Genomic DNA, 25,981 nt, shown 5'->3' with positions numbered 1-25,981 from the left:
GACACCGGAGTTATGGGCCGGTAGCAGACCGTGTACAGTCGGCGACGATACGCAGTTGATCGGTTCGCACCGGGCAGGACACGGCGCTTTCCCCGGAACCGCAGGCCCCGCTACTCGGACTCTTCCGACTTGTCCGGCGTACGCGCGCTCTTGGCGGCCTTCGAGAGGATCAGCGCGCCGACCAGCAGCCTCCGGCTCCTCCGCAGCGGACGCGGGAACCGGACCCGCCGGACCGGCCGCTCCGCATCGAGCGCCGGCTCCGCCTCCGGTTCGGCGACCGGCGCTGAACGGCGCGGCGTACCGAGCCGCGTCGGACGACTCCGCCCGCGCAGTGTCACCGACCGGCCGACGTCCCATTCGCCGGCCTCGGCGAGATGCGCCAGGTCGAGCACGGCCGCCGAGGCCAGCACCCGTCCCGCCTCGCCCTTCGCCAGGTCGCTGAGCCGGGCCGCCTCGTTCACCGGGTCGCCGATCACCGTGTACTCGAACCGCTCCTCGGCGCCGATGTACCCGGCGACGACCGGGCCCGCGGACACGCCGATCCCCGCGTCCAGCATCGGCACCTCGGCGCGCAGCCGCACCGCCAGCTCGCGGGCGGCGCCGAGCGCGCCGCCGGCCGAGTCCTCCGTCCGCGTCGGCGCGCCGAAGATCGCCAGCGCCGCGTCCCCCTCGAACTTGTTGATCCAGCCGCCGTGCTTCGCCACCACCGTCACCACGACGCCGAAGAACCGGTTGAGCAGCCCGACGACCTCGTCCGGGCTCCGCGTGTCGGCGAGCCGGGTCGACCCCGTCAGATCGACGAACAGCACGGCCACCTCGCGCGTCTCGCCGCCGAGCGTGATGGCGCCGCGCTCCAGCGCCAGGTCGGCGACCTCCTCGCCCACATGCCGGCCGAACAGGTCCCGCAGCCGCTCGTTCTCGCGCAGCCCGGCGACCATGTGGTTGAACCCGGCCTGCAGCTGCCCGACCTCGCTCGCGTCGTACACCGCGACCTCGGCGCCCAGATCGCCGCGCTCGACCTGCGCCATTCCCTTCCGGACGGCCTTGATCGGATCCGCGATCGCCCGTGTCGCCATATAGATGACATAGACCCCAGCCAGGAGCGCCACGCCGCCGAGCCCGAGGATCGTGATCGCGAGCTGCTCGACGTTGATGTCCGGCGCGGCGAGCGCGGCGATCGCGACGCAGATCAGCCCGAACACCGGGATCGCCGTCCCGAGCGCCCAGGCGAGCATCACCCGCGTCGTCACCCCGGGCAGCCGGAACCTCTTCGGACGTTCCGCCCCCAGCACCAGCGCCGCCGCCGGCCGCAGCAGCCGCTCCGACAGCAGGTACACGATCGTGCACGTCGTCGCCGCGCCGAGCAGGCACGTCAGGCCGGTCTTCACCGCCAGCCGCCCGGTGAACAGCACGAGATCGAGCACCGCCCAGCCCAGCGCGCCGACCGTCCACATGGCCCCGATGAGCAGCGTCAGCCGGAGCGGCCCCAGCAGGACGGCCCGCCGCTGCTCCCGCCCGGGTTCTCCCCCGTCCCGGACGAACGTCACGACGGGCCGCCACAGCCACAACCCCAAGACCAGCGCCACCGGAGCGGCCACCACCGGATAGCTGAAGAACGCCACCGCGTTCACCATGTGGACGTAGTCGCGGTCGTCCAGCGGTGGATCGGGCACGACGAACGTCGCGAACAGGAGCACGACCAGCGCCCCGACCACGTTCGCCACGCCCACCACGACCAGCAGGACCCAGCGCACACGGATCTCAAGCCTGCTGGTCACGCGCGCCTCCGGGGGGATGAGACCGCCAAACGGAATCATCCCATGGAGGTCAGGCGCTGGTGCTCTCCACCGCGACCTTCATCTCGGCGGTCTGCGAGCTCCGCCGGACGAACGGCCACCCGACCACGATGAGCGCGACCCACGCGGCCATGACGTACAGCGCGACGCGCGTATCGGCCTCCCACGCGATCGTCACCGTGACGAACGCGAAGAACGCCAGCACGGCCCAACTGCTGTAGGGCGCCCACGGCATCCGGTAGGGCGACTTGGGCAGCGCACCCGCCGTCGCCCGACGCCGGTACATCATGTGCGCGACCAGGATCACCGTCCACACCAGGAGTGCGCCACCAGTGGAGACCGACGTGATGTACTCGAACGCCTTGTCCGGCACGATCGCGTTGATGACGACCCCGATCCCCATGACGAGCGCCGAGATGACGACCGTCAGTATGGGAACCCCACGTCCGTTCAAGCGCGAGAGCACCTTCGGCCCGTCACCGTTGACGCCGGCCGTCCTGAGCATCCTGGACGTCGAGTACAGCCCGCCCGCGTTGCAGGACGACAGCGCCGCCGTCAGCACCACGAAGTTGACGATGTCCCCGCCGCCGGGGATGCCGATCTTGTCGAACGCCAGCACGAACGGGCTGGCCCCGCCCTTGAACGCCGTCCACGGAACCACCGCGAGGATGACCAGCAGCGACCCGAGGTAGAACAGCGCGAACCGCAGGGGCAGCGCGTTGATCGCCCGCGGGATGTTCTTCTCCGGATCCTTGGCCTCGGCGGCCGTGACCCCCACCAGCTCCACGCCCAGGTAGGCGAACATCACCATCTGCAGCGTCATGATCGTCGCGGAGTACCCCTCAGGGAACACACCCCCGTGATTCCACAGATTCCCGACGCTCGCCGTGTCTCCGGCATCACTGAACCCGAAGGCCAGCACCCCGATCCCGACGAGGATCATCATCACGATCGCCGCGATCTTGATCATCGCGAACCAGAACTCCAGCTCGCCGAAGAGCTTCACCGAGATCAGGTTCACCGCGAACAGCACGAGCAGCGCCACCAGCGCCGTCTGCCACTGCTCCACGCCCGGCCACCACTTCTGGATGTACGTGCCGGCCGCGGTGAGCTCCGCCATCCCGGTCGTCACCCAGATGATCCAGTACGTCCAGGTCGTGGCGTATCCCCAGAACGGACCGAGGAACTCCCGGGCATACCCGGCGAACCCGCCCTCCGCCCTCCGGTACGTCAGCAGCTCGCCGAGCGCCCGCATGACGAAGAACAACGCCAGCCCCGCGACGGCGTACGTCAGGATCAGGCTCGGACCCGCCTTGGCGATGTTCTCCCCGGCCCCGAGGAACAGCCCGGTGCCGATCGTCCCCCCGATCGCCAGCATCTGGATCTGCCGCGTACCGAGCCCTCTCTGGTAGTCCTCGGCGCTCTGGTCTGGGAGCTTTGCGACCACGCCGACCTCCCTTCTCCGGCCGTCCTGGCTACAGACGGCGCCACCCTCCGGTCACGCACGGTTGCGCAACCCGGACAGACTAGGACCCCAGGCCGCAAACACGCGGCACCCGCCAGCAACCCGTACTCACCCGGTACCTCTCCGTTATCGCTCTATCCCCCACCGCCTCCGCCGTTAACGAGTTGGCGCCGCCCTCGGCCATCGCGTATGCTCTCGGACGTGCCAAACGCCGGGGGTCACCACCGGCCGACACACCCCTCCGAAGCCGCTAGGCTCGGAGCAGCAAGGTCCTGTGGAGCAGTTAGGAGTGCTCGCCACCCTGTCAAGGTGGAGGCCGCGGGTTCAAATCCCGTCAGGACCGCCAGGCGCACCAAGCGTCCTGGGCAGGTAGCTCAGTCGGTACGAGCGTCCGCCTGAAAAGCGGAAGGTCGGCGGTTCGACCCCGCCCCTGCCCACCACAAATGACCAGTACAAACGCCCCGGAGCCATGAGGCCCGGGGCGTTGTGTTTGACGGCAACGGACGTCATCAAGAAGCGGACGGTCAACCCCACAGTATGAGCTAGACGTTATATTGGTTGGGTGCCCTGGGACGTCGTTCTCCTCGAACCGGTCGAGAGCTGGTTCCTCAAGCTGTGTGAATCCGAGCTGGACACAGCAGCCTTGATCGAGCAGGCCATCGACAGGTTGGCCGAGGTCGGACCGACGCTGGGGCGGCCGCTGGTCGACACCCTCGAACACAGCGAGCTGCGCAACCTCAAGGAGCTGCGGCCCGGCAGCCGAGGACGATCGGAGATCCGCATGCTGTTCGTCTTCGACCCGGAGCGTACAGCGATCTTCCTGGTGGCCGGAGACAAGGCCGGGCAGTGGTCACGCTGGTACGACGAGGCGATTCCACTGGCCGAAGCCCGCTACGCCGAGTACCGGGCAGCGAAGGATAAGGAGGGCGGACGATGAGCACCGGACGCCGCTGGCAGGACATCAAGGCCGAAGCACACCGCCGCAACCCTGAACTGGCCGACCCCGAGCGCCAGGCCAAGGCTCGCGCCGAGTTGGACGCCTACGTCGCCGGCCACCACCTCAAAGAGCTCCGCAAGGCCATCGGCAAGACGCAAGCCGAGGTCGCCCAGGTCCTGGGGGTCTCACAGTCTCGCGTCTCCCAGATCGAAAACGGCAATCTTGAGGCCATGGAACTGGAGACGCTCCGCGCCTACGCCACCGCGCTCGGCGGGCACGTCGACATCACCGTCAGCGTCGGCCCTCACTCGATCAAAGTCGCCTGACGACTCCGACCGGTGACGGCAACCCTGACGGCAACGTCAGCAACCAAGCGGCACCACGGGCGCACGTCGAGCACCGTCTGACCTCGGTGGACGGGGTGGCGGCAGGGTGGTTGCTACTTCTGAAAAGCGGAAGGTCGGCGGTTCGACCCCGTCCCGTCCCTGACCACTCCTTTGACCAGCCAAAAGGCCCGGAACCTGAGTTAGGTTCCGGGCCTTTTGACGACAGTCCTGACGACACCGCTGCCTTACACCGGCTTCCAGTCACCCAGCGGACGGCCGCAACCGACGTAGTCGTGATACTCGTCCGCGAGAACACCCTGGTTCACCCATCGGCCTGCGGCGGCGGCGAGTTTCCGCTCAGCAAGGGTGATCGCCGCTTCAGCGGATGCCGTCTCCCCAACGGTCTCGGCACCGTCCCCGTACTCGTCCTCATAGAAGGCGCCGAACTCGTCGATGGGAAGGCCTTCTACCTCTTCGACGACGTACAGCCGGACGACGAAACCGTGATGGCGGTTCGCCGGCCAGATGCAGGCGTAACGCAACCCTCGCCGCCCCTCCTCTTCGAAGGCGCTGAGAAGCTGCTCGATGCCCTTCCCGCGCCGGAGGGCACCAGCGGCGAACGACCCCGCCAGGTAACGCATGGCGCCACCCTACGGACCCTCAGAGACAGCAACGAGGCCCGGACCTGACGTGCCGGCGCCGCCCGGCCGAGTGGGCCCGGGGTGTGGGAGCTGGCGGAACTGCACGCCGCCGGGCGACTGGACTTCAGGACGCTGATCGGCAGCTCGCAAGTTGAGCTGTGCCATGGCGCTGTCTTTCCAATGCACCTGGCGGGGGTGCCGGTCGCCGTCCCGCCTCGTTGGTCGGCGGCCGAGGTCGGCCAGGGGATCCGCGGTCCATTGGGCGTAGGTGCGGGCGGGGTGTCCGGTGGTCTGTTGGAGGGCGTCGTTGACCGACTGCGCCATGAAGAGGACCTTCCCTCATGGTCCGCCGGTGGCGGGCCATGAGGCGTGCGGCTGGCGTGGCTTCCAGCTGTGGTGCGGCGGCCCGTGGAGGCCAGATCACGCAGGGCCCGGCGTTGCCGGACGGGGTCAGTCCTGGACGGTGAACTCCGTGGTGACCGGTGCGGGACCGAGCACCCAGTTCGCGGTCAGTTTCACCTTGGTCCCGGCCGGGACCGAGTCGGCGACCCTGATGCTGAACTGCGCGCCGTCCTTGTCGGCCGGGATGCTTCCGTCGGAGGGCACGTTGAGGGAGGTGGTGACGCCGGGCGTGTCACTGGTCAGGTTGATCCTGGCGCCGAACGGGTGCCAGATGTCCCCCAGGCCGACCACCCCGAAGTTCTCGGCATTGCCGGGCCGGTGCCGCACCGGGCCGAGAACGCCGACGGAGAACTTCTTCGGCACGCCGATGACGCCGGCGAACTGCCTGGCCGTGCTGACCGCCGCCATCACCGTGGATCCACCGCGATGCGCTTGTCGATGGTGAACGAGGTGACGTCCTGATATCGCCCGTCGATCGGGTCCACGGTGATCGACGTCTCCGCGACCGAACCGCCCGCTCCGGCGGTCAGGCGGGTCACCGTCCCCTCGTTGATCGCGGACTGCACCCGGATGGCCAAGCTGACGCTGCGCTCCCCCTCGGGCACCGTGACCCTGTTCTTGGTGGCCTGGAAATAGGTCAGGTCCCTGTACTCGTTGCCGTCCAGGAGCTGCACGGTGACGCCCCCCGCCGGGGCCGGCTCGGCCAGGGTGACCGTCTGGATCGCCTGTTCACCGGAGGTGATGCGGGACGGGGTGACCGTCGTGGACACGACCTGGACCTCGGCCGCGGAGGCCCGCAGCGGAACCAGGACGGCGGCGGACAGGGCGATCGGCAGGGCGGCGGTAAGGGTGCGGCGGCCGACCGCACGCAGGAAGGGCGATGTGTGCATGCGTTCAGTCAAGGGCCGCAAGATCGCCCGTACCAGCTCGCGCACCCGCCTGTTCGATCTTCGTAAGAACTACTCCCCAGGGTGTGACCGGATGGTCACCTTCCGGTGTCGTCCCTGCGTCAGTGCTACTTGCCGGGGGATGGATGCACGGGTTCGTCCCAGATCCGGTTCAACTCGATCTGGTAGTAGAGCGCATGGAGCCCGAAGAAGAACGACAGGATCAGCCCGATCCAGCTGTTGCAGGAGGGCTGGCGGTTGGCCGAGTCCTGCATGCGCGCAATCCGCTCACCCGTCCGGAAGATGGAGATGTAGGGCGGCACGATGATGACCCACCCGAGGAGGACGGCCAGCAGGGCCAGGCCAGGGCTTACTTCCACGCCCGAGTCGCGCGCTTCTCGGTTGATCTTGTACCACCACACAAAGTAATAGACCCCGAGAGTGATGAGCGGCCAGACCAACCAGGTCAGGACCGGATCGCGCCGCTTACCTGCCGTCACACGCTCCTCATCCATACCGCGAACGTATGCGGCCATTTCCCATTGAGCTGCACCGTGGACACAAAGAGTCACAAGATTCTTGTCGACCATCTCCGTGGTCGTCACCGACGCCGACGGGTTTCACTACGGCGGGCTCACGGTCACTTCCCGGCCGACCGGCGGCGCGGCAACGACCAGGGGACGCATAGCGCCGACCGGCCGACGCCTCGTGCAAGACGGCGAGCGAGAGTTCGGCCCCCGCGCGGACCGACCCGGCGGAGATACCGACCGAGCCGGGTGCGGTTCGGGTGCCGATGTGACGTACACGACCGCGCATCCTGCGCCCGACGGCGACGTCGCACTGGCGAGGGCTGATGTCTAGAGTCTGCGTCATGACTGACACCGGAGGCGACGTCGACAGGCCGGTCGCCGAGGCATGGGCGCGGATCGAGGCCGGCTTGGGTCGCGTCCTGCCGGCTTCCTTGCGGCAGCTCAATGCGCGGGCCACGGTGCAGGAAATCGATGCGGTGGAGGCCGCCCTGGCTCTACGACTTCCCCAGGATTTCCGCGCTAGTCTGCGCATTCACAACGGAACCGACCCCGGACCGGCACTGCCACCTCCGGAGCCCAGTCCGGTACCGCTGACCTGCCTCTGCGACACAAGCGGGATTATCGAGGCGACCCGGATGTGGCGCGACAACCATCATCCGGAGCCGGACTGGGACGACCCTCGGGCCTGGGCATACGCGGTCGATACGAAGACGCTCTCCCTGAACGGGCCGGTCCGGCCGATCATCGGTTCGCCGGGTGCACTCGTCGTCGGCGACATGAATGGCGACGTACAATGGCTGCTCGACTTTGATCCGGCCCCGGGCGGAACGCCCGGACAAGTGGTTCGGGTTGACGTCGAATGCACCTCATGGGACGTGCTGGCTCCGTCCTGGACGCAGCTGCTCATCCGCTATGCCGAAGAGTTGGAACTGTACGCGGCCGATCCAGGCAACTCGACACTGAGAATCGGTGGCCTGGGACCGGACTGCGAATGGGGCGGCACGCCGGCGGACTCTTGGGGGACGCGTCCCGCATGGCTCCGGGACGTTCGACCACGCAGTCCGGACCCGACATGATCAGGACGGGTGGACGTGGCCGCGTCGCTGCCTTGGGCCGGCTCGGCGGCCGTCGGTCTGCCGCCGACCGGTGACTGGCCGCTCTATGACCTCGGGGCTCAGGTGTCCTCGGTACCCGCCGCCGCATCGGTCGGCCAGATGCCGAGGGCGATGTGGTCGTAGAAGGAGTACGTCGTGATGTCGTCTTCGATCGAGAGCGTGAGCGCCATCGTCCCCCGATCCCAGATCTCCCTCATCCATCCGCTGGTGATGCCACCGACCGTACGGGTGGGCGGTCCGATCCGGTCCTCCACGAGCGCGCGCACGCGGCGGAACTCGGCTTCGAACTCGGCAGGACCGGCGTCCGGGTACCGGATCCACTCGGCCGAGTAGTCCTCCTGCAGATCGTCTTCGTCGTCTTCGTCGTCTTCGGGCTCTTCAGTGTTGAGCGGCGGCCACAGGAGCGCGAAAGGGAATGCCACGAAAGAGTGACGGTCCACCTCGCCGGTCTCTTCGTCCGGCGGGGGCGCGCCCAGGTCGAGTCGCCATCCGGTTTCGTCCGAGTCGTCGGGCAGCGGCCCGGAGGCCACCGGCAGGTCCAACTGGGGCCAGACTTCGTCACCCGTCTGCCAGGGCACTCGGGCAGTGCCCACGTCGTCGGCCTGTATCCATCCGCGTTCCACGAACAGACGCTCGACGGCCTGCCTGGTCCACGGACCGTTCGCGAGCGAGATCATGGCATCGACCCACACGCCGTCCACCGGCAGCAGTTTCATGCTCATGTTGGGACCCTACTGCTTTGGGAGTTAGCGCAGGCGCCGCAGGTGACCTGTCGCAATAAGGTCCTGCGCTCCATGCACGAGATTTTGGTGCAGTGATATGCGCGGAGGTGGGTGGGAACGTTCTGCCCATCGGGCAATTCACGCTGGAATTGCGACTGCGCGTCGATTGATCGTGGGCCTAAATCCCAGGCGGGCGCGCTCGATGCGGGCGATGCCTGCGAAGCTCCCGGGCGCTCGTCGTCGAGGGGCGTGCGGACACGTTGTCGCCTGTCTTGGGATGAGGGCCGTCGCACTCCCCCTGACTCGGTGGAGCGCCTGTGCGGCTTCCGGCGCGGCACTCTCGGCTCCGCCGCCGGCACAGGTCCGGCTGTCGGTGCTCAACTCCGGAGCCTTCCCGCTAAAACTGTCCACAGAGCGACAGTTATGTATTGGAAGGACCCCACAGGGGTCGACTTAGTGAGATTCTCACGTTTGGTTTTCGCGCGAGGCATCCCTCCTCCGCCCCTTCGGCACGGCATCTGCCATCAGACGCGCCACGGAGCAGAAATTCACATCGGGGCTTGACAAACGATCATGGTCGGGTGATGATCAACTTACCAAATCCCCCCGAAGGGAGCTCGAAATGCGAATGGCGGCTAACCGTGTCATGGCCATGGCGGCTGCGGTGATTACGGCGACCATGGCCCCTGTTGCGTTCGCCATTCCAAGCGCGTCGGCGAGCGAGCAGGGCATCCAGGCTTCCTGCTCGGACTGGACCCCGCATATTCGGCGAGTCATCGTCGGCTCGGCGAAGGTGCACACCAGCTACTCGGGGTCTTCCTCGGTCATCGCCACCTGGAAGTCCGGCACGCTCTTCCGCATCGACAAGCGATGCGTGAACAACGCCGGCAACCTGTGGTGGCACTCGGACTGCTGCACCGGCGTCAAAGGCTGGATCTGGAACGACTACACAGAGTTCGCCCATTACAACTAACACATACGCGCCCAGCGGTCTGCGGCTGTGAGGCACAGCCGCAGACCGCTCGGTGCACCTGGAACGATCGGCTTCGCGACCGGCCTGCCCACGGCCCTCACATGCCGTATGCCCACTGATATCGCCAGGCCGCGGCGCATACCTCTATCCACGTCGCGAGGTCGGGAACATCATCGATCGTGAGCAGTGAATACGGCGGGCACCCGTCCAGTGGTGCGACACCTTTGAACGCGTGGTCCGGTGCGAAGAGAAGCAGCCGGCCATTGTCGCGATGCGCCAGTGTCAGATTTCCGTTCGCCTCTACGGCGACGGCGTAGTACTCATCCGGGTCGATGGGAACCTCCAGGCCCTCGCCTTCCCAGAGCCAGGCATAGTCGGCCAGGACGTCCGCGACCCGCACACGCGCCGCTTCCGCGGTGAGCACCTCGTTCTGGTTCTCCCACCAGGTGGTGGGCTCACCGAACCTTTCGACGATCCCGCCGCACAGTTTCCAGAAGCTCTCGTGCGCCGCCGGGAAAGGCCCGCCGTCCACGCAGCGGGGCGGGTGGCAGAGCCATCCCCGTCGACCGTCCGGCGGACCCCAGGCGAGCAGCTCGTAGGCGGTGCCTCCGACGGTAACGGGGGTGAGAACCGTCGCTTCGAGGAGTGCGGAGAGCTCGGGCAGGTCCTCGGCCGGCCCGCGGGTCCACGGCTGCACCTCGCCCACCACGGCGCTCTCTCCGGGTTGGAGGAACCATGAAACCTCCCGGAGGAAAAGCTCCCAGTCACTCATCCCCCGATGATGACAGGGGGCCCGGATACCGTCGCGCCGTGATCGAGGATCTTGTGGGACGGGTGGGATCCGGCGATGACGACGCCGTCGAGGAACTGGCCGACATCGCGGCGGCCGACCCGGGCGCGCTGGCCCCGTACCGCGACGATGGGGGCGCGACGTGGTCCGCGCACAGCGAACGTCCGGAATATCGGCCCGGTGGAGGGGCCGAGGAGCCAGGACCCGGCCTACGCCGACTGCCCGAAGTGCGGAAAGGCGATGGACTACGTCGGCCTGGTCGGTGGCGCAGATCTGTTCGACTATGGCGAAGGCGCCTCTTACCTGTTCGTGCACGCGCACTGCGGGCTCGCGGCAGTGGAGTACCAACAGAGTTGAACAAGAGATGCCGGACGCCTGCAGATGCCGCGGCGGTGGACCGGGAGAAGTAGCCTTGGGCGGTGTTCTCGGCTCAAGGTCCTTCTCTGCGCGAACTGGCCGTTCAGGCGCTGTCGTCGGTCGAGCACGGTTATGACCTGCTCGCTCCGAAGTTCGACCGCACGCCGTTCCGGACGCCTGACGGCATTCTCGACGCGACCGTCAGCGCGCTGCGCTCGCTCGGGCCTTTCGGGGACGGGCTCGACGTCTGCTGCGGTACCGGGGCGGGCATGCGGGTCCTAGGGCCGCTCTGCGAGGGACGGAACACGGGTGTCGACTTCAGCGCCGGGATGCTCGCGCAAGCGCGTAAGGCGCACCCCGGCGCCGAGTGGGTGCGCGGCGATGCCCGGGCCCTGGCCTTCGACGAGGAGTTCGACCTGGCGGTCACCTTCGGGGCGCTCGGGCATGTGCTGCCCGCCGAACGGCCCGCGGTCTTCGCAGGAGTGCACCGCGCGCTGCGGCCGGGCGGGCTCTTCGTCTTCCCGATCGGCGCGCCGCCGTCCCCCGCCTCGGGCTGGTACTGGGCACTGCTCGGATTCGACCTGGCCATGCGGGTCAGGAACGCCCTGTGGCGTCCCCCGTTCGTCATGTACTACCGCACGTGTCCGCTGGGGGCGGTCCGGCGCGATCTGGTGGCCGCCGGGTTCGCGGTGACAACGGTCCCCTTGACGGACTTGGGACGACGGGAGGACGGCGCCCCGCGCTACCGGCTCGTCCTCGCACGCAAGGCAGGCGCCCTCGACCATGGGGCACGGCCCGGCGAATAGAGGCCGGGCCGTGGACGGACGGACGGATCCGTCAGGCGCATGCCTCCAAGATCGTGTCGGCCACCGCATCGGGCTGGGAGACCGCGATGGCGTGGGAGGCGCCCGAGATCTCGCGGGTGCCGCGCGAGCCGGCGCGGTCGGCCATGAAGTGCATCAGGGCCGCCGGGATGTTCCGGTCGTCCGAGCCGAGGATGAACCAGGACGGCTTCTGGCGCCACGCCGGCTCGTCCACCGTGAGGGGCCCGGTCAGGGCGCGCTCCGTCACCGGGCGCTGGGTCGCGGCCATCAGCGCGGCCTCGCCCGCGTCGACGTCGGCGCAGAACTGGGCGTGGAACTTGTCCGAGGCGATCCGGAGGTCGTTGCCGCCCTCGGTGAGCGGGTAGGCGTCCAGTGCCGCGCCGAGCGTGCTGCCCTCGAACTTCTCCGACAGCTGGAACGCGGTCTCGTCCCGGTCGGGCGCGAAGCCCGCGATGTAGACCAGGGACCGGACGGCCGGGTTCCCCGAAGCCGCCTCGGTGATGACCATGCCGCCGTAGGAGTGCGCGGCCAGCACGACCGGGCGGTTCAGCCCGGCAACCACGTCGCGGATGTAGGCGGCGTCGCCGGGGACGCTGCGCAGCTGGTTGCCGGCGGCGACGGCCTCGTGGCCGCGGTCGTTCAGGCGCCGGATGACGCGGTTCCAGCTCGCCGACTCGGCGAAGGCGCCGTGGACGAGGACGATGACGGGTCGGTCGTTGCTCATGTGTTCGCCTTTCCGAGCGCGGTCTTGAGGACGTCGATCGCCTGGGCGACGGCGCCCCGGGCGGCGCGGGTCTCGGTCACGTTGTTCAGCATCATGAAGTCGTGCAGGATGCCGTTGTAGCGGACGCTGGTGGTGGGGACGCCGGCCTCGGTGAGGCGGCGCGCGTAGGCCTCGCCCTCGTCGCGCAGCACGTCGTTCTCGTCGACGATCAGGAAGGCGGGCGGGAGCCCGCGCAGGTCGTCGAGGGTGGCGCGCAGCGGGGAGGCGGTGATCTCGGTCCGCTGGACGGGGTCCATGGTGTAGGCGTCCCAGAACCAGGCCATGGCCTTCGCGGTGAGGTACGGGCCGTCGGCGAACTCCCGGTAGCTGCCGGTGTCCTGCCCCGCGTCGGTCACCGGGTAGTACATCGACTGGTGGACGAACCGGACATCGCCGCGCCGCTTGGCCATGATGGCCAGCGCGGCGGTCATGGCGCCGCCGACGGAGTCGCCGGCGACCGCCATGCGGGAGGCGTCGAGCCCCTCCCCGGCGCCGTGCTCGGTGATCCACCGGGCGGTGCCGTACGCCTGCTCGATCGCGACCGGGTAGTGGGCCTCGGGCGACCGGTCGTACTCGACGAAGGCGACCGCGGCGCCCGTCCCGGTGGCCAGTTCGCGGACGAGCCGGTCGTGGGTGCCCGCGTTGCCCAGCACCCAGCCGCCGCCGTGGACGTACAGGACGACCGGCAGCATCCCGGACGCCCCGGCGGGCTTGACGATCCGCACCCGCACGTCGCCGGCCTCGGACGGGACGGTGATCCACGTGTCGTCCACGTCCGGCATCGGCACCGGCGCGGACTGCAGGTCGTCCAGGACCTTGCGCGCCCCGTCGGGCCCGAGCTCGTAGATGAACGGCGGTTTGGACGTCGCCTCGGCGAACTCCTGGGCGGCCGGCTCCAGGATGTGGTTGCTCATGCTCTCCCTCGCCTCCTCCGTGATTGAGCCGTTACCGGCAACTGTCGCCGGACGGAGGTCGCGGGGCACCAGGGTCGGGCACGGGCCCTGTCCCTAGCCGGGCACGGGCCGGGCACGGGCCCCCGGCCCCGGGGTCAGGCCCTGCCGGTGGTGGAGGTGCGCTGGAGCTGCCTGCGCGAGGTGATGCCGAGCTTGCCGAAGGTCTTGCGGAGGTGCCATTCGACGGTGCGCGGGCTGATGAAGAGCCGGGCCCCGATCTCGGGGTTGGTCAGGCCCTCCCGGACGAGCCGGACGATCTGCGCCTCCTGCGGCGTCAGCTCGCCGGCGGTCTCGGCGGCGCGCCTGCGGACGTGCTCGCCGGTGGCCTGGAGCTCGTCGGCGGCCCGTCCGGCGAACGCCGCCATGCCCATCGCGGTGAACGACGCGTGGGCGCCGCGCAGTTCCTCCCTGGCGGCCCGCCGGCGCTGCCGGCGCCGCAGCCATTCCCCGTACAGCAGGCGGGCGCGGGCGAGTTCGCCGGGGACGCCGGCGCGGCCGAGGCGGTCGATCGCCTCGCGGTAGTGGTCCTCGGCGGCGGTGTCCTCGCTCAGCAGGGCCCGCGCGCGGGCGTGGACGCCGAGCGCCCAGTCCGTGCCGGCCGGAAGGGCGGCCTCGCCGAGCCGGCGGAGGGCGACGGCGGCCTCGGCGAACCGGCCGTCGCGGGTCGCCGCCTCGATGTACTCGGCCAGGGCCCAGGGTCCGGTGCCCACGTCGGCCGGACGGTCCTCCGCGGCGTCCGGCACCGCGTCCACCGCCTCGGCGTAGCGGCCGCGGCTGTTGCACAGCAGGGCCTTCGCCCAGGCGCCGACGGTCGGCCCGTTGCCCTCGCCCCGGCGCCGCGCCTCCGCCGCGACGGTCCGCAGCAGGCCGGCGAGCTCGGCGTCGCGGCCCCGCCAGGCGGCGACCAGCAGGCCGCCGTAGGGCGGGACGGGGATTCCGGTCGCCTCCGACACCGTCGCGACCTCCTCGACGAGCGACGCGGCGCCCGCCAGGTCGCCCGCGAACACGTCCACGGCGATCTGCTGGGTCAGCGCGAGGGGGAGCGCGGCGGTCTGGCCGGACTCGCGGGCGAGGCGGACGTGCCGGGACGCGAGCACGCTCCAGGCGCCGTGGTCCCACAGGGTCGAGGCGGTCACGCCGGCGAGCCAGAGCCAGCGCAGGCCGTCCTCCTCGGAGAGGTCCGGGCCGCGGAACACCTCCAGCGCGGGCCGCAGGACGGGCAGCCCGGCGGCGAGGCCCTCGCCGATCCGCAGCGCCAGGCCGTCCAGGAGGAGGTCGGCGGGACGCGGCGGGCCGGGCGGCCGCGGCGCGGAGCGGGCGGCCGCGGCCGTCTCGGCCTGCCCGGCGCCGTCGGCCAGCGGGCCCGCGAACAGTGCCGCGCTGATCGCCTCCAGGTAGGTGTCGCGCGCCAGCCGGACGTCGTGCGGGGTGAGCCGGCGGGCCGCGGTGAGCAGCAGGCCGGGCGCGTCGCGGCCCCGGTCGACGGCGAAGGCGATCTCGGCGCGGAGCAGGTCGACCTCGCCGCGCAGCCGCGCGTCGAGCGGGGCGGCCTCGGCGACCGACAGCAGCCGCAGCGCGCCGTCGGGCGTGCCCGCCCGGTGCGCCGCCCACGCGGCGGCCAGCGCCCGCTCCTGCCGCCGGACGGGGTCGGGCGTCAGCTCCACCGCCCGGGTGAGGAAGGCCGCCGCCGCGGCCAGCCCGCCGCGGGCCCGCGCCCGTCCGGCGGAGCGTTCGAGTTCGGCCGCGACGCCCTCCTCCGGTGCCGGGGCGCCCTGCGCGGCGTGCCAGGCGCGGCGGTCCGGGTCGGCCCGCGCGTCGGTGACCTCGGCGAGGACGCGGTGGACGCCGCGCCGGTCCTCGGGCGGCGCGGCCCAGTAGACGGCGGACCGGACGAGCGGGTGGTGGAACCGCACCCGGTCCCCGATCTCGATCAGTCCGGCCGCCTCGGCGGGCGTCGCGGCCTCGAGGTCGATGCCGAGCCGGTCGGCGGCCCGCCACAGCAGTACCGGCTCGCCGCCGGGTTCGGCCGCCGCGGCGAGCAGCAGCCGCCGGGTGGCCGGCGGGAGCCCGGCGACGCGCCGCTCGTAGACCTCCTGGATGCGGCCGGCGAGGCCCGCCGCGCTCGGCACCCCGAATCCGCCCGCCAGTTCGGCCGCCGTGGACTCCTTCGGCAGCTCCAGCAGGGCGAGGGGGTTGCCGCGCGCCTCGGCGACGACCCGGTCGAGGACCCGCGGGTCCCAGGGGCCGCTGACGACGGAGCGCAGCAGCGCCCGCGCCTCCGCGTCGGGCAGCCCGCCGACGGCCATCTCCGGCAGCCCGGTCAGCTCGTGCGCCTCGTCCGGTTCCCGGGCGGCGAAGGCGATCGCGACCGACTCGGCCAGCAGCCGCCGGGCGGCGAACGCGAGCGCCTGCACCGAGGCCCGGTCGAGCCACTGCGCGTCGTCCACCACGCAGGCGAGGGGCTGCTCGCGGGCGGCGTCGGCGAGCAGGCCGAGGATCGCGAGGCCGACGAGGAACCGGTCGGGCGCCCGCCCGGCGCTCAGCCCGAGCGCGGCGCGCAGCGCGTCGCGCTGCGGGGCGGGCAGGCGCTGGAAGCGGTCCGCCATCGGCGCGCACAGCTGGTGCAGGCCGGCGAAGGCCAGCTCCATCTCCGACTGCACGCCGGTGATGCGCACGATCCGGAAGCCGGGCGCCCGGTCGACCAGGTACTCCAGCAGCGCGGTCTTGCCCGCGCCCGCCTCGCCGCGGAGCACCAGGGCCCGGCTCTCCCCGCTCCGGACGGCCTCCAGCAGCCCGTCGATCTCGGCGCATTCACCGCGTCGGCCTCGCAACACGAATTCCCACCGCCACTCGGTCAGCCGGCGGCGGGCACCCGCCACATGTGCCCGCCCGCACCCATCCCATCTTTCTCGAACCACTCGGGCCGACCCGCCCGCAATACCCGGTCATGGCGACTTTGTGGGAATACGGTGACCTGTACTGCCCGTCCGGCATCGGCCGTCCCGGCCATCGTGCCCGGCATCCGATGGTGCGCCGGTTAGGTTCCTTGCATGACGCTGCTGGTCGGAGCGCGGGTCTCGTTGCGGACGGTCGCGGCCGAGGACGAGGACGCCTTCGTCAGGTCGGCCAGGCAGAGCGCGGGCCTGCACCGGCATCTGATCTACGCGCCCACCAGTGCCGCCGCGTTCGGTGCGTACCTGGCGCGCTTCGACGGGGTCCGGGCCGTCGGCTTCGTGGTGGTGCTGAACGGCACCGGGGAGCTGGCCGGGCTGGTGAACATCAACGGCATCGTGGACGAGCGGCGCACCGGCGGGCCGCGCGCCTGGCTCGGGTTCGGCGGGTTCGCGGCGACGTCCGGGCACGGGTACGTGGGCGAGGGCGTGCGGCTGGCGGTGCGGTACGCGTTCGGGGAGTTGGGGCTCCGCCGCCTGGACGCCGACGTCCAGCCGGGGAACGCGGCGTCCCGGAGGGTCGTCGAGCGGGCGGGGTTCCGGCCGGCGGGGGCGGCGCCGAAGAGCATCCGCATCGAGGGAGAGTGGCGCGAGCACGAGACGTGGGTGCTGCTGGCCGGGGACGGCCTCCGGAAGGACGTTTAGCGATCTTGAGATAAGTACATATCTGCCCAGAATCCCTCATATGCCGCAGCCCGATCCTGGGTCAGGGAGCGATCAGCGTGGCCGACGGCCCCGAAGGCAGCGAATGGCCGGAGACCCTCGACGTCCCGTCGCTCCTCGGGCGGGGCTGGCGGCCGACGCCGTTCCGGGAGTTCATCCTCAAGGTCCACAGCCGCTGCAACCTGGCGTGCGACTACTGCTACATGTACGAGATGGCCGACCAGGGCTGGCGCCGCCAGCCGCGGAAGATGGCCAGGCCCACCGTCGACTGGACGGCGCGGCGCATCGCCGAGCACGCGCGGGCGAAGCTGCTCGACCGGGTGGACGTCACCCTGCACGGCGGCGAACCGCTGCTCGCCGGAGTGGACCATCTGCGGTACACCATCGAGACCGTCCGGGACGCGTGCGCGCCCGACGTCGACGTGCGCTTCAACATCCAGACCAACGGCGTGCTGCTCGACCCGCCGTTCCTGGATCTGTTCGACGAGTACGACGTCCACGTCGGGGTCAGCCTCGACGGCGACGAGGAGGGACACGACCGGCACCGCAGGACGGCCAACGGGCACGGCAGCTTCCACGCCGTCCGGGACGGGCTGCTGAGGATCGGCGCCGAACGGTACCGGCACCTCTTCAGCGGGCTGCTGAGCACGGTCGACCTGGCCAACGATCCGGAGAAGACGTACGAGGCGATGCTGGAGTTCGAGCCGCCCGGCATCAGCTTCCTGCTTCCGCACGGGAACTGGGACGCTCCCCCGCCCGGCCGGCCGCCCGACGCGTCCACGCCCTATGGCGACTGGCTCGTCACCGTCTTCGACCGCTGGTACGGCTCGCCGGAGAAGCGCACCGGCGTGCGGCTCTTCGAGGACGTCCTGCGGCTGCTGCTCGGACGCCGCTCCACCGGGGAGACGATGGGGCTGGCCCCCGTCGCGATCGTGGTCGTGGAGACCAACGGGCAGATCGAGCAGGTCGACACCCTCAAATCGGCCTACGAGGGCGCTGCGAGGACGACGCTGCACGTCTCCCGCGACCCGTTCGAGACCGCGCTGATGCACCCCTCGATCGCCGCCCGCCAGATCAGGGAGCTCGCGCTCGCCGACGAATGCCGGGAGTGCCGGCTCCGCAGAGTGTGCGGAGCCGGCCACTACACCCACCGGTACCGGAGCGGTGCCGGATTCCGGAATCCGAGCGTCTACTGCCACGACCTCCAGCGGCTGATCACGCACATCCACGGGGTGGTGTCCCGCGACATCGCCGACATCAGGGCGCGGCGGGATCAGATGGGCGGCGCGTCGAAGTCGGCGTCCAGGTGCCGCCCTTCCTCGAAGACGACCGCGTCCGGGTGATTCAGGCCGAGCGTCCGCCGGTAGCCGGTCCGGATGCGCTCGGCCAGTTCCGCCGCCTCCTCCGTCCGGCCGGCGGCCTTCAGGTCGGCGGCGAGGTTGGCGCCACCGGTCAGCGTCAGCGGGTGCAGGTCGCCGAACAGGGCGCGGAGCCGCCGCAGCGTCCCCTCGCCGAGCCGGCACGCCGCCTCGAGGTCGCCGAGCGCGACCAGGTCGGTGGCGAGATTGACGGCGACCGTCAACGAGTAGTCGTGGTCCCGGCCGAGTCTGGCGTCCAGGCCCGCCAGGGCGCGCTCGTTCAGCTTGCGCGCGGCCACCGCATCGCCCTGGATGCGGCGCAGGACGGCGAGGTTGGTCAGGCACGCGAGAGTGTAGGGGTGGTCGGGGCGCAGGACCTCCGCGTACCGGGAGGCCGAGTCGGCGACCAGCTCGGCGGCCTCGTCCAGCCGGTCCGTCGTGCGCCAGAGGTTGGCCAGGCAGACGGCGGCGGCCAGCGTGTCCGGCGAATTGGGGCCGAGCAGCCGGACGCAGCGCTCCTGCACCTGCGTCGCCAGTTCCTCCGCCTGGTCGAATTCCCCGTACCTGCGAAGCGCAATCGACAGATCCTTCCCCGTGCGGAGCGTCCAGTTGTGCTCGGCGCCGAGCGACTCCTGCCCCATCGCGTAGGCGTCGAACCCGAGGTCGCACGCCTCCGAGTACCCGCCGGAGAGCCTGACGGCCCTGGCCAGCCCGCTCACCGCGGCCACGACGCTCGCCCGGACCATTTTGGCGCCGCGGTCCCGCCAACCGGAATACGATCGGTCGTGCAGTTCACGGGCCTTTCCGTAGTCGCTCAGCAGACCGTAGTCGAGGGCGAGGTTGTTGACGGCGCGGAGCGTCCCGGCGTGCTCGGGGCCGTACCTGTCCTCAAAGCGGCGCAGCGCCTCCTCGTCCCGTTTCAGCGCCTCCCGGAAATCGCCGGCGGCCCGCAGGTCGGCCGCCGATCCCCGCAGCGACCTGAGCGTGTCGGGATCGTCCCGTCCGAGGACCTTCTCCGCCGCCGCCAGGATCTCGTCGTTCAGTTCGGTGGCGGTGTCGTACTCTCCGACTTCACGCAGCGTATTGGTGAGCTCGAGTTTCATCCGGATCACATCGGGGTGCTCGGGTCCCGAATCGGCGCCCCACTTCTCAATGAAGTTCTCCGCGGTCTTGCGGGCCGAGTCGTAGTCACCGGAGCCGAACATGTAGCGCAGCATCCGGATGGCGAACGCGCGGACCTCCGGTGCCTCGCAACCGGCGATCCCCGCCGGGGTCAGGTGCCCGGACAGCGCGCCGTACTTGGGCCAGGTCTCCTCGTCGTACGGGTCACCGGCGTCGTAGGCCGCGAGAAGGAGATGCACCTCATGCCGGATCCGGCGCTGCTCCTCCGGCGACAGTTCGTCCTGCACAAGTCTCTGGACGAGCCGGTGAACCTCGATCGTCCGCGCGTTGATGTCCAGCCTGGCGAGCGCGTACCGACCCAGTTCGCCGACCGCCCGTCCCAACCGGATGGTGTCGCCGATCAGTCCCGCCAGCTGCGGCCGGAGACCGTCCGGAGCCCTGCCGATGACCTCGCGCGGGATGGGCTCGGAGCCGAAGAACGCGCAGACCCGCAGCAGGTCGACCGCCTCCGGGAGGCTCTCGCTCAGGTTGGCGACCGAAACGCTCCACGCGGCCGTCATCGGCACCGGGTACTCGGCCGGACGCCCCTGCGAGAGCAGCTGGCTGGTGCGCTCCTCCAGCTGCTCCAGGTATTCCGGCACGGTCATGCCGCGCTCGAACAGCAGCGCGCCGGCCTGCTCCAGCGCCAGCGGAAGGTCTCCCAGCTGTTCGGCGAGGCGGCCGGCGTCCTCGCCGGTGATTCCGGCGCGCACCCGCTTCAGGAGGAACTCGACGCTCTCCTCCCGGCTGAAGACGTCCACCGGAACCGCGTCGACCATGCTCGCCCAGCGGTGGTTGCGGGAGGTGATCAGCACATGCCCCGGTCCCTGCGGGATGATGTCGAACAGATCCTCCGGCTGGTCGGCATTGTCGAACACGAGCAGCCACCGCTGGTAGGGCTCGCCGCGGCGCAGCGCGTCCAGGACCTCTCGTGCGGCCTCCTCGATCCCGCTCACGGCGGCGGACCGCAACCCGAGGTGCGGAGCGAGATCGGCCAGCGCCGTCTTCACCAGGAACGGCTGGTCGGACGGAATCCACCAGACGACGTCGTAGGTGTGCCGGTAGCGGTAGATGTACTCGACCGACATCAGCGTCTTGCCGACGCCGCCCAGCCCGTGCAGCGCCTGCGGCTGCGGGACGACCGCCGTCACCTTCTCCGCGATGCCCTCCCGCAGGGCCGCCAGCAACTCCTCGCGGCCGGTGAAATTCTTGTTACGCGGCGGAACATTCCCCCAGACCGGGGGAACGCGCTTCTCCAGAGCCGCCGCGGCTGCCTCTTGTCCGGACACTCGCCCGCCTCCGACCCGTACTCATTCCACTGGCCATGGACAAGCCTATGTCCGGTCGGCACAATCAGCTATACCATTTGGACACGGCCGATCAATTTTCCGCATCTTGCGTCACACGACACACTTGATTCGGCCGCTCCCCATCCACCATTAGGTTCGGGAACAGAACAAGTACCGCCGGACTTTGCGGTTATATTTGCCCAGGCGGCTCGTCGCCATGTCATGGAGTCATTGGGAGGTACCATGCCATCGCTCACCATCGACGCCCGCGAGATCACTCCCGACCTGCTGCGCCCCGAGGACAGCCCGGTGCTCACCGACGCGGTCCTGGAGGCCAACGGCGTGACGCAGCCCATCCTGGACGGCACCGGTTTCGAGAACAGGTTCTAGCCGCGAGGGGCCCCGGCTCCGCTCGGCGCCTGTTCCGGCCGCGACCAGACATGAGCACGCGTTCCCCCTTCGTCGGTTCGCGCCCCTTCGACACCGATGACGAAGCGCTCTTCCACGGGCGGGACGAGGAGGCCGCCGCCCTCGCGCAGCTGTGGCCGGACCGCCGGCTGACCGTGCTGCACGGCCCGTCCGGCGTGGGCAAGTCCTCGCTGCTGCGCGCCGGCGTGCTGCCCCGGCTCGGCCGCCGGCCGCGCGTGGACGTGCTCCCGATCGGAGGGCCGGCGTTCCGCGCCGACTTCCCGCTGGCCGCGCTACCGGATCTGAATCCCTTCACGTTCGCGCTGCTCACGTCGTGGTACCCGGACGAGTCGCCGACCCGCGCGTCCGGCTCCTCGGTCTCCGGGCTGGTCCGCAGGAACACCCGCACCGACCGCTACGGCGACCCGGTGCCCGTCCTCGCCGCCGTCGACCACGCCGACCTCCTGTTCCGGGCGGCGGGCCACTGGGACCGGCACCGGATCCGGTTCGCCGCCGAACTCGCCGAGGCCGCCGCCCAGCACGGCCTGCACCTGCTGATCGCCGTCCGCACCGAGAACCTCGACGGGCTCCTCGGGCTGCTGGCCGGGGCCGGCATGCCGGACGAGGCCGTGGCCCGGTTCCCGCTGCAGCCGTTACGGCCGGCGGCGGCGCGGCAGGCCGTCCGCGGGCCTCTCGGCGGCACCGGGCATCCGCTGGCCGCGAGCGCACCGGAACTCGTCGACGAGCTCGCGGCCGGTGAGACCCATGTCGATCCGGCCCTCCTGCAGATGGTGTGCCGCCGCCTCTGGGGCGAGCTGAGCCCCGAGAGCGGAACCGGAATCGCGCACCTGCCGCGGGCACTGGACCCGATCCTCCGCGACCACTGCCTGACCGCGCTGGCCAGGACGGCGTATGAGTACGAGCGCCTGCCGAGCGGCCTCACCGAGTGGTTCCGGGAGACCTTCGGAGGCCGGTCCGGCGGCGTCCCGCAGACGCGGGACATGCCCGGCACGGTGCTGCGCGCCCTCGAGGACGCGCGCCTGCTGTCCGCCGGCGAGCGCGGCGGGTACCGGCTGCGCCAGGCCCGCCTCCGGCCCGTCGTCCGCGACCTCGGCCCGGACCCGGCGTCCGCGCCGCCGGAGCCGCCGCGGCTGGACGCCGCCGAGACGGCGTTCACCTCCGGCGAGCCCGAACTGGCCCGCCGGCGCGCGCGGGCGGTGGCCGCGGGGGCGGCCGGCGACGCGCGGCTGCGCGGCGCGGCCGAGTGCCTGCTCGGCACCATCGCCTACCACCGGGGCGGGACGGCGCCCGCCGTCGAGCACTACGAGAAGGCGGTGAACGCCTTCGGTGCGGCCGGGGACACCGTCCGCGTCGGCATGCTGCTCGCGGCGATCGGCCGGCTGCGGATGGACGAGGACGCCGCCGAGGCCGTGAACCGGCTGCGCGCCGCGCTCACCCGGCTGCCCGGCGACCTCTTCGTCCGCACGAGCCTCGCCCAGGCGCTCTGGTACGCCGGGCGGACGCAGGCGGCGATCGCCGTCCTCGACGACGCGCTCAGCCAGGACGGCGGAGTCCCGGAGGCGCTCCGGCTGCGCGGCGAGCTGCTGGCCGACCTGAACCGGGCCGAGCCGGCCCTCCGCGACCTGGACCGCGTCGACCACGGCGACCGCCCCTCCACGCGGGCCGCGTGGGCGCTCGCCAGGCGGACGCGCGACGGGCCCTGCGGCCTGGCCTCGACCGAGGAGCTCGAACTGGCCGCGGACGCCGACGACAGCGGCCCGGTGCTGCTGCGCGTGGCCCGGGTGCTGCGGCTCGGCGGGGCGGCCGACACCGCCGCGGGGCTGGCCAGGCGGGCCGTCAACGCGCGGCGGCCGCCGTTGCCGCGGCATTTGCACAAAGAGGCGGAGCGCCTCATGACTCAATAGGCATTGACTGGGCAGCCTTTGGGGTGAATCGGTCCATCAGCCTGATAGCGTGCGTGGCATTGGCTTCGGGAGTCGGATGACGGGCGCGTCGCTCCTTTGATCGCGATCCCATCGCCAAGGGACGCGGATGGCAAGTCTCGTCCGTTTTGTCCCACCATTGCCCTGCTCCTCAGCTTTACCTGTGCAATGTTGGTTTTAGCGATCGCTCCATGACCAGGAGGGCGACCCTCGATGAGGATGGTCACTCTGGAAGAGGTCCGCGCCGATGAGAGGGCGTGACTTCACCCTGCTGTGGAGCGCTTCGGCGGCCTCGCAGCTGGGGAGCATGTGCCTGGCCGCGGCCAATCCCCTGCTCGCGCTGCTGCTGACGCACTCGCCCGTCGTCGCGGGCTGGGTCGGCGCGGCCAGCACGATCCCGGCCCTGCTGATGCAGCTCCCGGCCGGCTGGTTCGTCGATCGCTGCAACCGGCGGCTGCTGATGTTCATCGGCCAGACGGGGCGGCTCGCCGCCTGCCTGCTGCCCGTCTGCGCGATCGTTTTCGACTACCATCCGGCGACGCTGCTGATTCTCGGCGCGTTCTTCGAAGGCGTCTTCCTCGTCCTCTACAACGCCGCCGAGATCACCGCGGTGCAGCGCGTCGTCGACTCCGCGGAACTGCCGTCGGCGCTGGCCACGAACGAAGCCCGCGGCCATCTCGCGCTCATGGCGGGCAAGCCCCTCGGAGGCTTGCTCTTCAGCCTCGACAGAACGCTTCCGTATTTCTTCGGCATCCTGGCCTCGGCGGTCTCCATACGGGCGCTGATCTCGATGAAGAAGAAGGACTATCAGCCGCGAGAGGCGGACGGCTCACCCGTCCGGACGGGCGCGCGGACGCCGCGCGCCCCATTTCTCGGCAGCCTGAGATTCGTCCTCCTCAGCCCCTTTCTCCGCACGGTGATCGTGGTCTGCGCGGTCGGCAACTTCTTCTTCCAGACCGTCGTGCTGCTGCTGGTGGTGCTGGCCGAGCAGCGGCACATGTCGGGTACCGAGATCGGGCTGTTGCTCGCGTCCTCGGGCGTCGGCGGGCTCATCGGCTCGGTCGTCGCCCCCAAGGTCGGCAAGCGGTTCCGGCGGGAGCGGAGCATCATCGTGTTCTGCGTCGTGGTCTGGCTGGCCCTGATCGGGATCGTCGCGGGCACCGTGCACCCGGTCGCGGGCCTGCTCGCGTGGGGCGGCCTCAGCGTCACCGGCGGCTTCCTCAACGTGGCGATCATCAACCACCAGACCGGCCGGGTGCCCGAGCACATGCTCGGCCGCGTGATGGCCGTCAACCGCTTCGTCACCGGCGGCGCCGTCCCGCTGGGCGCGCTGAGCGCCGGCTACATCATCGCCGAGCTCCGGCCCGACGGCGCCGCGCGGCTGGTGTTCTGCGTCATCGCGGTCCTGTGCCTCGCCGTGCCCGTCCTGCTGCGTCCGCGCAGGATGCTGCCGGACCGGACGGTCGACCGGCTCAAGTACCGGATCTCCCTGCCGAGGGACCTCCAGGAGGTCCCCGCCATTCCGGCGGTCCCGGCCCTGCCGTCGGTCCCGGCGGTTCCGGCCGTCCCCGCGCCCCCCGTCGCGCCCGCCATTCCGGCCGCCGCCATGGTCCCGGCCGCCTTCGTCATTCCGGCCGCCTTCATCATCCCGGCCGGCTTCGCCATTCCGCCCGCCTACGCGACGCCGACCATGCCGACCGTGCCCGAGCCGGCCATGGCGGCCGTCCGCGCGGTCACCATCGTCCGCGTCACCGCGATCCTTCCGATGGCCCTCGGGGCGCCGGCGGTGACCATCATCCGCATCACCGTCATCTTCCCGATGGGCTTCGGAGTCCCGGCGCTGCCCATCGTCGATGTGATCCGGATCCGCTCGACCAGTGCACTGGAAATCCGGAGGTCCCTGCCGGTTCCGGAGGCCGTTCACGAGCGCCGGCCGAAACCGCTGCCCGCGCATTAGCCGTTTGTGTCACCAGACCTTGACGGGTTCGCGCGCCATGGTGGTAGATGGCATTCGACGGCTCGCGATCTGAAGGCGACGGCGCATGTCCGAATCCGGCGGTGGATGGACGCCCAACGGGTTGTGCTCGCTGTTCGCCTGCGACATCGCCTCGTTCGGGCATCCGGCGCGCACCGACCTCGACCGGCGGAAGGTGCGCAAGGCGCTCTACGAGGGGCTCCGCGCGAGTTTCGACGCCGACGGAATCGGGTTCCCCGCCTGCTACCGCGAGGACCGCGGCGACGGGGCGCTCGTGGTGGTCCCCCCGGACGTCGACACGGCGCGGCTGATCACCTCCCTGATCGACCTGCTGCGGGGCGAGGTGCGGCGGCACAACGAGGTCTCCAGCGCCACCGCGCACATGCAGCTGAGGGTCGCCGTGCACACGGGAGTCGCCCATTCCGACGGCGAGGGGCTGGTCGGGACGGCGGTGAACCACGTGTTCCGCCTGCTGGAGGCCGACGCGCTCCGGCAGGGGCTGCTGCGGTCCGGTGCGGAGCTGGCGCTGATCGCCTCCGACCGCGTCCACGAGGACGTGATCAGGCACGGCCCGGGCATGGTGCATCCCGGCGAGTACCACCGGATCGACGTCCAGGTGAAGGAGACGGTCGCGCATGCCTGGGTGCGGCTGCCCGGCGTGCCCGCGGCAGGACGTCCCGTCCCCGGGCCGCCCCGCGTGACCAGGACCGTCCGGGTGTTACCGCCGCCGGCCGAGCCGACGGCTGTCTCTT

The 25,981-nt window shown here is 70.7% G+C and carries 23 protein-coding genes and 2 tRNA genes; 13 read left to right on the top strand and 12 right to left on the bottom strand.

Going from position 1 to position 25,981, the window contains the following annotated elements:
- Positions 1-110: 110 nt before the first annotated feature.
- Positions 111-1,778, bottom strand: coding sequence for an adenylate/guanylate cyclase domain-containing protein (locus tag E1284_RS02555; RefSeq protein WP_243714208.1), 1,668 nt, complete (start codon positions 1,776-1,778; stop codon positions 111-113).
- Between the two features lie 49 nt (positions 1,779-1,827).
- Entirely contained in the window at positions 1,828-3,243 is a 1,416-nt protein-coding gene (locus E1284_RS02550; protein ID WP_207923518.1) for an amino acid permease, read from the bottom strand.
- A gap of 286 nt (positions 3,244-3,529) precedes the next feature.
- Here E1284_RS02550 and E1284_RS02545 point away from each other — a divergent pair.
- From E1284_RS02545 to E1284_RS02530, 4 genes are all read left to right on the top strand, one after another.
- Positions 3,530-3,607: transfer RNA gene (locus E1284_RS02545), tRNA-Asp, on the top strand.
- A 17-nt stretch (positions 3,608-3,624) separates the two neighbouring features.
- Positions 3,625-3,701, top strand: a tRNA-Phe gene (locus tag E1284_RS02540).
- A gap of 122 nt (positions 3,702-3,823) precedes the next feature.
- A complete protein-coding gene (locus tag E1284_RS02535) occupies positions 3,824-4,198 on the top strand; it encodes a type II toxin-antitoxin system RelE/ParE family toxin (RefSeq protein ID WP_131936597.1) in 375 nt (124 codons plus the stop codon).
- Positions 4,195-4,524, top strand: a complete 330-nt coding sequence (locus tag E1284_RS02530) for a helix-turn-helix domain-containing protein (protein ID WP_131936595.1) — start codon at positions 4,195-4,197, stop codon at positions 4,522-4,524. Before E1284_RS02535 ends, E1284_RS02530 begins: the two co-directional genes overlap by 4 nt.
- Positions 4,525-4,769: 245 nt before the next feature.
- Here E1284_RS02530 and E1284_RS02525 read toward each other — a convergent pair whose 3' ends face one another.
- The 4 genes from E1284_RS02525 to E1284_RS02505 all read right to left on the bottom strand — a co-directional run bounded on the left by E1284_RS02525 (position 4,770) and on the right by E1284_RS02505 (position 6,969).
- Positions 4,770-5,165 carry a hypothetical protein gene (locus E1284_RS02525; RefSeq protein ID WP_131936593.1) on the bottom strand — a complete coding sequence of 132 codons (396 nt, stop codon included), beginning with the start codon at positions 5,163-5,165 and terminating at the stop codon, positions 4,770-4,772.
- A 450-nt stretch (positions 5,166-5,615) separates the two neighbouring features.
- Complete coding sequence (locus E1284_RS02515) at positions 5,616-5,975, bottom strand: hypothetical protein (protein ID WP_131936589.1); 360 nt, start codon at positions 5,973-5,975, stop codon at positions 5,616-5,618.
- The gene (locus tag E1284_RS02510; protein ID WP_131936587.1) at positions 5,975-6,457 is read right to left on the bottom strand and encodes a hypothetical protein; all 483 of its coding nucleotides are present in this window, start codon (positions 6,455-6,457) and stop codon (positions 5,975-5,977) included. The genes E1284_RS02515 and E1284_RS02510 overlap by 1 nt, the downstream gene beginning before the upstream one ends.
- A gap of 125 nt (positions 6,458-6,582) precedes the next feature.
- Complete coding sequence (locus E1284_RS02505; RefSeq protein ID WP_131936585.1) at positions 6,583-6,969, bottom strand: DUF4234 domain-containing protein; 387 nt, start codon at positions 6,967-6,969, stop codon at positions 6,583-6,585.
- Positions 6,970-7,325: 356 nt separating this feature from the next.
- On the opposite strand from E1284_RS02505, the gene E1284_RS02500 reads away from it, so the two are divergent.
- On the top strand, positions 7,326-8,060 hold the full coding sequence (locus tag E1284_RS02500; RefSeq protein WP_165965100.1) for an SMI1/KNR4 family protein: 735 nt from the start codon (positions 7,326-7,328) through the stop codon (positions 8,058-8,060).
- A 98-nt stretch (positions 8,061-8,158) separates the two neighbouring features.
- Here E1284_RS02500 and E1284_RS02495 read toward each other — a convergent pair whose 3' ends face one another.
- A complete protein-coding gene (locus E1284_RS02495; RefSeq protein ID WP_131936581.1) occupies positions 8,159-8,821 on the bottom strand; it encodes a hypothetical protein in 663 nt (220 codons plus the stop codon).
- A gap of 622 nt (positions 8,822-9,443) precedes the next feature.
- Here E1284_RS02495 and E1284_RS02490 point away from each other — a divergent pair.
- Complete coding sequence (locus E1284_RS02490; protein WP_131936579.1) at positions 9,444-9,794, top strand: hypothetical protein; 351 nt, start codon at positions 9,444-9,446, stop codon at positions 9,792-9,794.
- Positions 9,795-9,891: 97 nt separating this feature from the next.
- Here the strand turns inward: E1284_RS02490 and E1284_RS02485 are convergent, their stop codons facing one another.
- Complete coding sequence (locus E1284_RS02485; protein ID WP_131936577.1) at positions 9,892-10,566, bottom strand: hypothetical protein; 675 nt, start codon at positions 10,564-10,566, stop codon at positions 9,892-9,894.
- A gap of 437 nt (positions 10,567-11,003) precedes the next feature.
- On the opposite strand from E1284_RS02485, the gene E1284_RS02475 reads away from it, so the two are divergent.
- On the top strand, positions 11,004-11,747 hold the full coding sequence (locus E1284_RS02475; protein WP_131936575.1) for a class I SAM-dependent methyltransferase: 744 nt from the start codon (positions 11,004-11,006) through the stop codon (positions 11,745-11,747).
- A 31-nt stretch (positions 11,748-11,778) separates the two neighbouring features.
- Here the strand turns inward: E1284_RS02475 and E1284_RS02470 are convergent, their stop codons facing one another.
- From E1284_RS02470 to E1284_RS02460, 3 genes are all read right to left on the bottom strand, one after another.
- On the bottom strand, positions 11,779-12,489 hold the full coding sequence (locus E1284_RS02470; RefSeq protein ID WP_131936573.1) for an alpha/beta fold hydrolase: 711 nt from the start codon (positions 12,487-12,489) through the stop codon (positions 11,779-11,781).
- Entirely contained in the window at positions 12,486-13,442 is a 957-nt protein-coding gene (locus tag E1284_RS02465) for an alpha/beta hydrolase (protein WP_131936571.1), read from the bottom strand. The genes E1284_RS02470 and E1284_RS02465 overlap by 4 nt, the downstream gene beginning before the upstream one ends.
- 134 nt (positions 13,443-13,576) lie before the next feature.
- Positions 13,577-16,315, bottom strand: coding sequence for a helix-turn-helix transcriptional regulator (locus E1284_RS02460; protein WP_131936569.1), 2,739 nt, complete (start codon positions 16,313-16,315; stop codon positions 13,577-13,579).
- 216 nt (positions 16,316-16,531) lie between these two features.
- Between E1284_RS02460 and E1284_RS02455 the strand changes: the two genes are divergently transcribed.
- Together E1284_RS02455 and E1284_RS02450 are read left to right on the top strand one after the other, a co-directional pair.
- Positions 16,532-17,077 (top strand): GNAT family N-acetyltransferase, encoded by a 546-nt coding sequence (locus E1284_RS02455; RefSeq protein WP_131936567.1) that lies wholly within the window; start codon positions 16,532-16,534, stop codon positions 17,075-17,077.
- Between the two features lie 77 nt (positions 17,078-17,154).
- Positions 17,155-18,438, top strand: a complete 1,284-nt coding sequence (locus tag E1284_RS02450) for an FxsB family cyclophane-forming radical SAM/SPASM peptide maturase (protein WP_165965099.1) — start codon at positions 17,155-17,157, stop codon at positions 18,436-18,438.
- Here the strand turns inward: E1284_RS02450 and fxsT are convergent.
- Positions 18,369-20,903, bottom strand: coding sequence for an FxSxx-COOH system tetratricopeptide repeat protein (fxsT, locus tag E1284_RS02445; protein WP_131936563.1), 2,535 nt, complete (start codon positions 20,901-20,903; stop codon positions 18,369-18,371). The genes E1284_RS02450 and fxsT overlap by 70 nt on opposite strands.
- 243 nt (positions 20,904-21,146) lie before the next feature.
- On the opposite strand from fxsT, the gene E1284_RS41150 reads away from it, so the two are divergent.
- The 4 genes from E1284_RS41150 to E1284_RS02430 all read left to right on the top strand — a co-directional run.
- On the top strand, positions 21,147-21,293 hold the full coding sequence (locus E1284_RS41150) for a hypothetical protein (protein ID WP_165965098.1): 147 nt from the start codon (positions 21,147-21,149) through the stop codon (positions 21,291-21,293).
- A gap of 50 nt (positions 21,294-21,343) precedes the next feature.
- Complete coding sequence (locus tag E1284_RS02440) at positions 21,344-23,236, top strand: nSTAND1 domain-containing NTPase (RefSeq protein ID WP_131936561.1); 1,893 nt, start codon at positions 21,344-21,346, stop codon at positions 23,234-23,236.
- 265 nt (positions 23,237-23,501) lie between these two features.
- Positions 23,502-25,211 carry an MFS transporter gene (locus E1284_RS02435; protein ID WP_131936559.1) on the top strand — a complete coding sequence of 570 codons (1,710 nt, stop codon included), beginning with the start codon at positions 23,502-23,504 and terminating at the stop codon, positions 25,209-25,211.
- 85 nt (positions 25,212-25,296) lie between these two features.
- Positions 25,297-25,981, top strand: a 685-nt coding sequence (locus E1284_RS02430; RefSeq protein WP_207923517.1) for a hypothetical protein, incomplete at its 3' end; no start/stop codon positions are given.

This window comes from Actinomadura bangladeshensis (genome assembly GCF_004348335.1).
Lineage (GTDB): Bacteria > Actinomycetota > Actinomycetes > Streptosporangiales > Streptosporangiaceae > Spirillospora > Spirillospora bangladeshensis.
The sequence above is the reverse complement of the archived record's forward strand: the minus strand, read 5'-3'. Positions and strand labels throughout refer to the sequence as shown.